The sequence below is a fragment of the Pseudomonas sp. REP124 genome (genome assembly GCF_020164475.1).
GTDB lineage: Bacteria > Pseudomonadota > Gammaproteobacteria > Pseudomonadales > Pseudomonadaceae > Aquipseudomonas.
The window spans coordinates 1-7,779 of sequence record NZ_JAIQWX010000220.1 but is presented as its reverse complement, the minus strand read 5'-3'; the positions used below and the strand labels follow the sequence as shown (position 1 = coordinate 7,779).

Below are 7,779 nucleotides of genomic sequence, written 5' to 3'. Positions count from 1 at the left end.
TACAAATCCATCAGGCACAAAAAAGCCCCGACTCTCACGAGCCAGGGCTTTTTGGTTGAAGCGCTACAACGAATTAACCGTTGAACACATCATCCACGCTTTTCAGCGGGTAGTGCTTCGGATACGGCAGAGTCGCCACACCGGTCTCGATCGCGGCCTTGGCCACGGCGTCGGAGATCAGGGTGATCAGGCGGGCGTCCATTGGCTTCGGAATGATGTACTCACGACCGAATTCCAGCTTGATGCCGCCGTAGGCGTCGCACACTTCCTGAGGTACCGGCAGCTTGGCCAGTTCGCGCAGGGCGTTGGCCGCAGCCACTTTCATTTCTTCGTTGATGCGCTTGGCGCGAACGTCCAGGGCACCGCGGAAGATGAACGGGAAGCCCAGTACGTTGTTGACCTGGTTCGGGTAGTCCGAACGGCCGGTGGCCATGATCACGTCGCTGCGGGTAGCGTGCGCCAGCTCAGGGGAGATTTCCGGATCAGGGTTCGAGCACGCGAACACGATCGGGTTGGCCGCCATCGACAGCAGGCCTTCAGGGCTCAGCAGGTTCGGGCCGGACAGACCCACGAACACGTCAGCGCCTTGCAGGGCATCGGCCAGGGTGCGCTTGTCGGTCGCGTGAGCGAAGACAGCCTTGTACTGGTTCAGATCGTCACGGCCGGAGTGGATCACACCGGTACGGTCGATCATGTAGATGTTTTCGATGTTGGCGCCCATGCTCACCAGCAACTTCATGCAGGAGATGGCGGCAGCACCGGCACCCAGGCAGACGATCTTGGCTTCAGGCAGGGTTTTGCCAGCGATTTCCAGGGCGTTGATCATGCCGGCGGCGGTAACGATCGCGGTGCCGTGCTGGTCATCGTGGAATACCGGAATGTCGCACTGTTCGATCAGAGCGCGCTCGATCTCAAAGCACTCTGGTGCCTTGATGTCTTCCAGGTTGATGCCACCGAAGGTGATGGAGATACGCTTGACGGTGTCGATGAAGGCTTGCGGGCTTTCGGAGTCGACTTCGATGTCGAAAACGTCGATGCCGGCGAAGCGCTTGAACAGCACGCCCTTGCCTTCCATCACTGGCTTGGAAGCCAATGGGCCCAGGTTACCCAGGCCGAGAATCGCGGTGCCATCGGAAATGACTGCAACCAGGTTGCCCTTGCCGGTGTACTTGTAGGCCAGCTCAGGGTCGCGACCGATTTCGCGTACTGGTTCGGCTACGCCGGGGCTGTAGGCCAGCGACAGGTCGCGGGCGGTAGCGGTAGGCTTGGTGAGCTCGACGCTCAGCTTTCCTGGACGAGGATTGGCGTGATACTCGAGAGCGGCAGTTTTCAAATCAGACATATGGGCATTCCGCTTTTACTGTTGGACAGACTGGTCAGCGAGGATACGCGCCTCGCAAAATCCCCACAAGACTGACCGGTCACCCCTGTCAACCGCCCTGTCCTACTACTTTTGGCCAAGAGCCGCGGAACACAAGGGATAGACTGTTCACAATCGACGGAAAAAATGTCTACAATTTTTTATCGCTGCGTCACTTCAAGCATCGCCGGATCAGTCAGCGGCAACATCCAGCGCGCCTGACCTTCCTTGAGTCCGCCACGGCGCGAACGGTCCAGAACCCAGCCCCGCGCCTCGATTTGCCTGCCTTCGAGCTTTTGTAGCGAACTCGCATCGAAGCGACCGAGCAAATTGGGTGCAACGCGCAACACAACCGAGTCCTGCAATTCGAGCCAAATCCCGCCACGATTGCGCTGAACCTTGCTCACACGCCCGCTAATCACAGCAAACCCGGCGCGGTCGATCTGATCCGCTTTCAGTACAGGCGACTGGCGCCACACGCCAAGCCCTGCCTGACGCGCACTGCGCTCGGCGGCTTGCTGACAGGCGACCAAGTCGACGTTCGGCGGGACGGCCACGAGAAAACCCAGGCCCTCGGCGAGCATTTGCGCTTCGAGATTGGCGCCGTCGGCACCGTAGGCATGGGCCAGGGTCCGGCCGTAGCGGTCTTTGCTTTCTTTGCCGGGCAGCAGAGCAACCCGTCCGTCGCTTGCCGCCACCAGGGCTTCGAGACGTTTGCGCGCGGCCATGGCGAACGGCTCGTCGGAGCGGCCTTTCTTGCCCAGCTCAGGCGTGTTCAGGCCGATCATGCGTACGCTGCGACCATCCTGCAGGCGCAGGGTGTCGCCATCCACCACGCGCTGCACCTCGACCGATGTCAGACCGCTTGGCGCCGGGCAGAGGGCCTGGGCAGCGGAGAGCCAAATCGCGGACACAAAAAAGGCGCCCGCAAGGGACGCCTTTTTCATCAGCATGGAAAAACCGAAGCGGCTTCCCAAGTTGATTGGCCTTAGGCCTTTTTCGCGCCGAAAGCACCGAAACGGTCGGCGAACTTCTGAACGCGACCACCGGTGTCCAGAGTCTTCTGCTTACCGGTGTAGAACGGGTGGCATTCGTTGCAAACGTCGATCGCCAGGGCTTTGCCGAAGGTCGAACGAGTTTCGAACTTGTTGCCGCAGCTGCAGGTAACAGCAACTGCTGGGTATTCTGGATGGATATCAGCTTTCATGGTGTTTTCCTCAGGCTAGCGTGCCGCCACCCAACACTATTGTTGAATACCGCACGTAATTAGGCCGCGGATTCTACCAGACAATCCCAATCGCGCAAGCTGTCGCTTCTACCGACCGTCTGCTAGGCTCCCGGCCCAAAGTGCACCCATTCCCCTGTGGGAGCGGGCTTGCCCGCGATGAGGCCAGCAGCCTCGACAGTGATGTTGCCTGATAGTCCGTCATCGCGGGCAAGCCCGCTCCCACAGGTCCAGGTCGCGCCCACCTACTCACCTGTTTAACGAGATCCCGCGTGCCCGACGCCATTCTGCGCCTTGCCCTTCCCTCGCCGCTGCGCCGCCTGTTCGACTACCGCGCACCGGCCGGGATCCTGCGCGCGCAATTGCAGCCCGGCATGCGCCTGCGGGTGCCGTTCGGTCGGCGCGAGATGATCGGGATTCTGGTGGAAGTGGCCGAGACCAGCGAAGTCCCGGCGGAAAAACTAAAACCTGCCATCGCGCTGCTCGACGCCACGCCGCCGCTGCCGCCCGCGTTGTTCAAGCTGTGCCTGTGGACCGCCCAGTATTATCAGCACAGCCTCGGCGACACCCTGAGCTGGGCGCTGCCGGTGTTGCTGCGTCAGGGCGAGTTGGCCGAAGCGCGCCAGGAACGTTTCTGGTCCGTCGCCCCCGGCGCCAGCCTCGATGATCCGCGCATCGCCCGCGCACCACGCCAGCGCGAAGCCCTGGCGACACTGGCGCAGCACCCGCACGGCGTTGCCCATCAGTTGCTGAGCAAACTGATGCTGAGCAAGGACAGCCTCGATCTGCTGCTGGCCAAGGATCTGGTGCAGGTGGAAATCCGTCGCCACGCGCCCGGCGCCCGCCACGAACACTGGCTGGCCCAGCCGGAGCTGCCGCTCAACGCCGAACAGAGCGCCGCCTGCGAAGCGATTCGCGCCGGGTTCGACAGTTATCACGCGTTCCTGCTGGCCGGCGTCACCGGCAGCGGCAAGACCGAAGTCTATTTGCAGCTGATCCGCCAGACCCTCGAGGCCGGCAAGCAGGCGCTGGTGCTGATCCCGGAGATCAACCTCGGTCCACAGACCCTGGCGCGTTTCGAGCAACGCTTCAATGCGCGCATTGCGCTGCTTCACTCGGCGGTCAACGACCGTGAACGGCTCGACGCCTGGCTCGCGGCCCGGGACGGCGAAGCCGACATCATTATCGGCACCCGTTCGGCGCTGTTCACGCCGATGAAAAATCCCGGGCTGATCATTATCGACGAAGAGCACGACGGCTCTTATAAACAGCAGGAAGGCCTGCGCTATCACGCCCGGGATCTGGCGCTGGTGCGCGCCCGGCAGGAAAACATTCCGATTGTCCTGGGTTCGGCAACGCCTTCGCTGGAAAGCTTGCACAACGCTTATACCGGTCGCTACGGTCTGCTGCGGCTGAACGAACGAGCCGGCGGCGCCAAACAGCCACGCTTCCTGCGCCTGGACGTGAAAAGCCGCCCGCTCGACAGCGGCATCTCGGGACCGATGCAACAGGCGATCGGTCAGACCCTCGCCGCAGGCCAGCAAGTGCTGGTGTTCCTCAATCGTCGCGGCTTCGCCCCTACGCTGCTTTGCCACGACTGCGGCTGGATGTCCGAATGCCAGCGCTGCGATGCGCGCATGACCGTGCACCAGCGTTATGGCGAGCTGCGCTGTCACCATTGCGGCTACGTCGAACGCACGCCGCGTCAGTGCCCGAAATGCAACAAAGTCGACTTGCGCCCTGTTGGCGCCGGCACCGAGCGGGCGGAAGAGCGTTTAGCGATCCTGTTCCCGGACTACCCGGTATTGCGGGTCGACCGCGACAGCACATCGCGCAAGGACGCGATGAATCAGCTGTTCGCGACCATCCAGAAAGGCCAGCCGTGCATTCTGGTGGGCACGCAGATGCTCGCCAAAGGGCACCATTTTCCGCGGGTCACCCTGGTGTCGATTCTCGATGCCGACGGCGGCCTGTTTTCCGGCGACTTCCGCGCCAGCGAGCGCATGGCGCAACTGATCGTCCAGGTCGCCGGGCGTGCCGGCCGGGCGGAGGAACCGGGCCGGGTGATCATCCAGACGCACCTGGCGGACCATCCTTTGTTGGTGCAATTGACCGAACAGGGTTACTTCGCCTTTGCCGAGCAGGCCCTGAGCGAGCGCCGCGCGGCGGGGTTGCCGCCGTTTGCGCACTTGGCATTGCTGAGGGCCGAAGCGCACAAGCCGGGTCAGGCGGAAGGCTTTCTGGATGAGGCGTGCAGCGAGGCTGAGCGGTTGCTGGTTGAGCAGAATTTGACCGGCATCGAACTGCTGGGACCGGTGCCGGCTCCGATGGAGCGTCGGGCCGGGCGGTTCCGTGCGCAGTTGCTGCTGCAGGCCACGGCTCGGGCGCCGTTGCACCGGTTGCTGGCCAACTGGTTGCTGGTGCTGGAGCAGATGCCGAGCGGGCGGGCGGTGCGTTGGTCGCTGGATGTCGATCCGGTCGATTTGTATTGATTTTGCGGTAGTCATCGCGAGCAGGCTCGCTCCCACAGAGTATTTGTGCACGCCGCTCCATTGTGGGAGCGGGCTTGCTCGCGATGGCGGGCTATTTTTCGCCACACATCCACAACCTGCCTGCTAAGGTTGGCAAGCCCGGCTTCGCCACGGATAATGCCCAGTTTTTCCACCAGCGCACGATGCGCCGCCGCGCCTGCGGTCGAAAGAGAAGACCATGAAAGACACCATTCGCCAGCTGATCCAACAAGCCATCACCCAACTCGTCAACGAAGGTGTGTTGCCTGAAGGCCTGTCGCCGGCGATCCAGGTGGAAAACTCGCGCGACAAGAAGAACGGCGACTTCGCCAGCAACATCGCCATGATGCTGGCCAAACCGGCCGGCATGAAGCCGCGCGATCTGGCGGAAAAGATCATCGCCGCCCTGCCGGCTGACGAAAACGTCTCCAAGGCCGAGATCGCCGGCCCGGGCTTCCTCAACTTCTTCCAGAACACTCAGGCCCTGGCTTCGCGCCTGGACGCCGCGCTGGCCGATGCAAATGTCGGCGTGCGCAAGGCAGGCCCAGCCCAGCGCACCGTGGTTGACCTGTCCGCGCCGAACCTGGCCAAAGAGATGCACGTCGGCCACTTGCGCTCGACCATCATCGGCGACGGCGTGGCCCGCGTTCTCGAATTCCTCGGCGACGAAGTTATCCGTCAGAACCACGTTGGCGACTGGGGCACCCAGTTCGGCATGCTGATGGCCTATCTGCAGGAAAACCCGATCACCAGCGACGAGCTGTCGGACCTGGAGAACTTCTACCGCGCGGCCAAACAGCGTTTCGACGAATCCGAAGAATTCGCCGACCGCGCTCGCGGCCTGGTGGTCAAGCTGCAAGCTGGCGACGCCGACTGCCTGGCGCTGTGGACCAAGTTCAAGGACATCTCGCTGTCCCACTGCCAGAAAATCTACGAACTGCTGAACGTCAAACTGACCATGGCCGACGTGATGGGCGAAAGTGCCTACAACGACGACCTGATCAACGTGGTCAACGACCTCAAGGCCGCCGGGATGCTGGTGGAAAGCAACGGCGCCCAGTGCGTATTCCTCGACGAGTTCAAGAACGCCGACGGCGATCCGCTGCCGGTGATCATCGTCAAGGCCGACGGCGGCTACCTCTACGCCACCACCGACCTCGCCGCCGTGCGCTACCGCAGTGGCAAGCTCAAGGCCGATCGCGCCCTGTACTTCGTCGACCAGCGCCAAGCCCTGCACTTCCAGCAAGTTTTCGCCGTGGCCCGCAAAGCCGGCTTCGTGACCCATCCGATGGAAATGGAACACATGGGCTTCGGCACCATGAACGGCGCCGATGGCCGTCCGTTCAAGACCCGTGACGGCGGCACCGTGAAGCTGATCGACCTGCTGACCGAAGCCCAGGAACGCGCTTACACCCTGGTGAAAGAGAAGAATCCGGAACTGGCCGAAGCCGACCTGCGCAACATCGCCAAGGTGGTGGGCATCGGCGCGGTGAAATACGCCGACCTGTCCAAGCACCGCACCAGCGACTACAGCTTCAACTTCGACCTGATGCTGAACTTCGAAGGCAACACCGCGCCGTACCTGCTGTACGCCTACACCCGCGTGGCCGGTGTGTTCCGCAAGCTGGGCAAGGATTTCAGCGAAGTCGAAGGCCAGATCGTCCTGGAAGCTGCGCACGAACTGGAACTGGCAGCGAAACTGGCGCAGTTCGGCGAAGTGCTGAACAACGTGTCCGAGAAAGGCACGCCGCACATTCTCTGCACTTACCTGTACGACGTTGCGGGCCTGTTCTCCAGCTTCTACGAGAACTGCCCGATCCTCGCCGCCGAGACCCCGGAACAAATGCAGAGCCGCCTGCGCCTCGCCGCGCTGACCGGCCGTACCCTCAAGCAAGGCCTGGAGCTGCTGGGTCTGGAAACTCTGGAGCGCATGTAAGTTGGCTGCCAAGAAAAAACCCGCACCCAAACGTGGCGCCAGCCGTTACCAAGCTCCAGCGAAGCAACCGATACCGGGTTGGCTGTGGATGGCCATCGGCCTGACGGTCGGTGCTTTCATCGTATTCCTGATGAAACTGGAGCCGGGCAAGGGCAGCGACACGGTCAAGCGCGAGAAGGTCGAGCAGCAACAGAAAGCCACCAAGATCGCCGAGGCCAACAAGACCCCACCGAGCCCGACGCAGCCGGTGAAGCCGAAGTACGACTTCTATACGCTGCTGCCGGAATCGGAGGTGATCGTGCCGCCGGATGCGGTGCCGGAGAAAACCCTGCCGACGCCACAGGTACCGGCCGTTCCGACCACGCCTGTGACCCCGGCCGAAGCGGCGAAGATCGATACGGCTCGCGCTCAGGCTGCCCTGGCCGGCATCACCCCGCCGCCAGCACCGCCTGTCGCCAAGGCCGCGCCGGTGACCAAGTTCTTCCTGCAGGCCGGTTCGTTCCGCAAGGAAACCGACGCCGACAAGGTCCGTGCGCAGATCATCCTGCTCGGCCAGGCGGTGGCGGTGGAATCCGGCACGGTCAAGGACGAGACCTGGTATCGGGTGTTGGTCGGGCCGTTCAGCAACCGTGAGCAGCTGACCACGGCGCAGAAACAACTGGCGGGTGCAGGTTTCAGCAACCTGTTGTTACAACAACGCCAGAGCCGCTGACCCCAACCGAAATACCTGTGGCGAGGGGGCTTGCCC

6 protein-coding genes are annotated in these 7,779 nt (G+C 62.6%); 3 read left to right on the top strand and 3 right to left on the bottom strand.

Annotation, left to right across the window (positions count from 1 at the left end; all coding sequences use genetic code 11):
• Positions 1–73 precede the first annotated feature (73 nt).
• The 3 genes from K9857_RS28865 to rpmE all read right to left on the bottom strand — a co-directional run bounded on the left by K9857_RS28865 (position 74) and on the right by rpmE (position 2,567).
• A complete protein-coding gene (locus tag K9857_RS28865; protein ID WP_224541748.1) occupies positions 74–1,342 on the bottom strand; it encodes a malic enzyme-like NAD(P)-binding protein in 1,269 nt (422 codons plus the stop codon).
• A gap of 179 nt (positions 1,343–1,521) precedes the next feature.
• Positions 1,522–2,313, bottom strand: coding sequence for a thermonuclease family protein (locus tag K9857_RS28860; protein ID WP_224541746.1), 792 nt, complete (start codon positions 2,311–2,313; stop codon positions 1,522–1,524).
• A gap of 35 nt (positions 2,314–2,348) precedes the next feature.
• Positions 2,349–2,567 (bottom strand): 50S ribosomal protein L31, encoded by a 219-nt coding sequence (gene rpmE / locus K9857_RS28855; RefSeq protein ID WP_007975586.1) that lies wholly within the window; start codon positions 2,565–2,567, stop codon positions 2,349–2,351.
• A 290-nt stretch (positions 2,568–2,857) separates the two neighbouring features.
• Here rpmE and K9857_RS28850 point away from each other — a divergent pair, with 290 nt between their 5' ends.
• From K9857_RS28850 to K9857_RS28840, 3 genes are all read left to right on the top strand, one after another.
• Positions 2,858–5,077, top strand: a complete 2,220-nt coding sequence (locus K9857_RS28850) for a primosomal protein N' (RefSeq protein WP_224541744.1) — start codon at positions 2,858–2,860, stop codon at positions 5,075–5,077.
• A gap of 217 nt (positions 5,078–5,294) precedes the next feature.
• Positions 5,295–7,031 (top strand): arginine--tRNA ligase, encoded by a 1,737-nt coding sequence (argS, locus tag K9857_RS28845; RefSeq protein WP_224541742.1) that lies wholly within the window; start codon positions 5,295–5,297, stop codon positions 7,029–7,031.
• 1 nt (position 7,032) lies between these two features.
• On the top strand, positions 7,033–7,743 hold the full coding sequence (locus K9857_RS28840; RefSeq protein WP_224541740.1) for an SPOR domain-containing protein: 711 nt from the start codon (positions 7,033–7,035) through the stop codon (positions 7,741–7,743).
• The last annotated feature ends 36 nt before the right edge of the window (positions 7,744–7,779 follow it).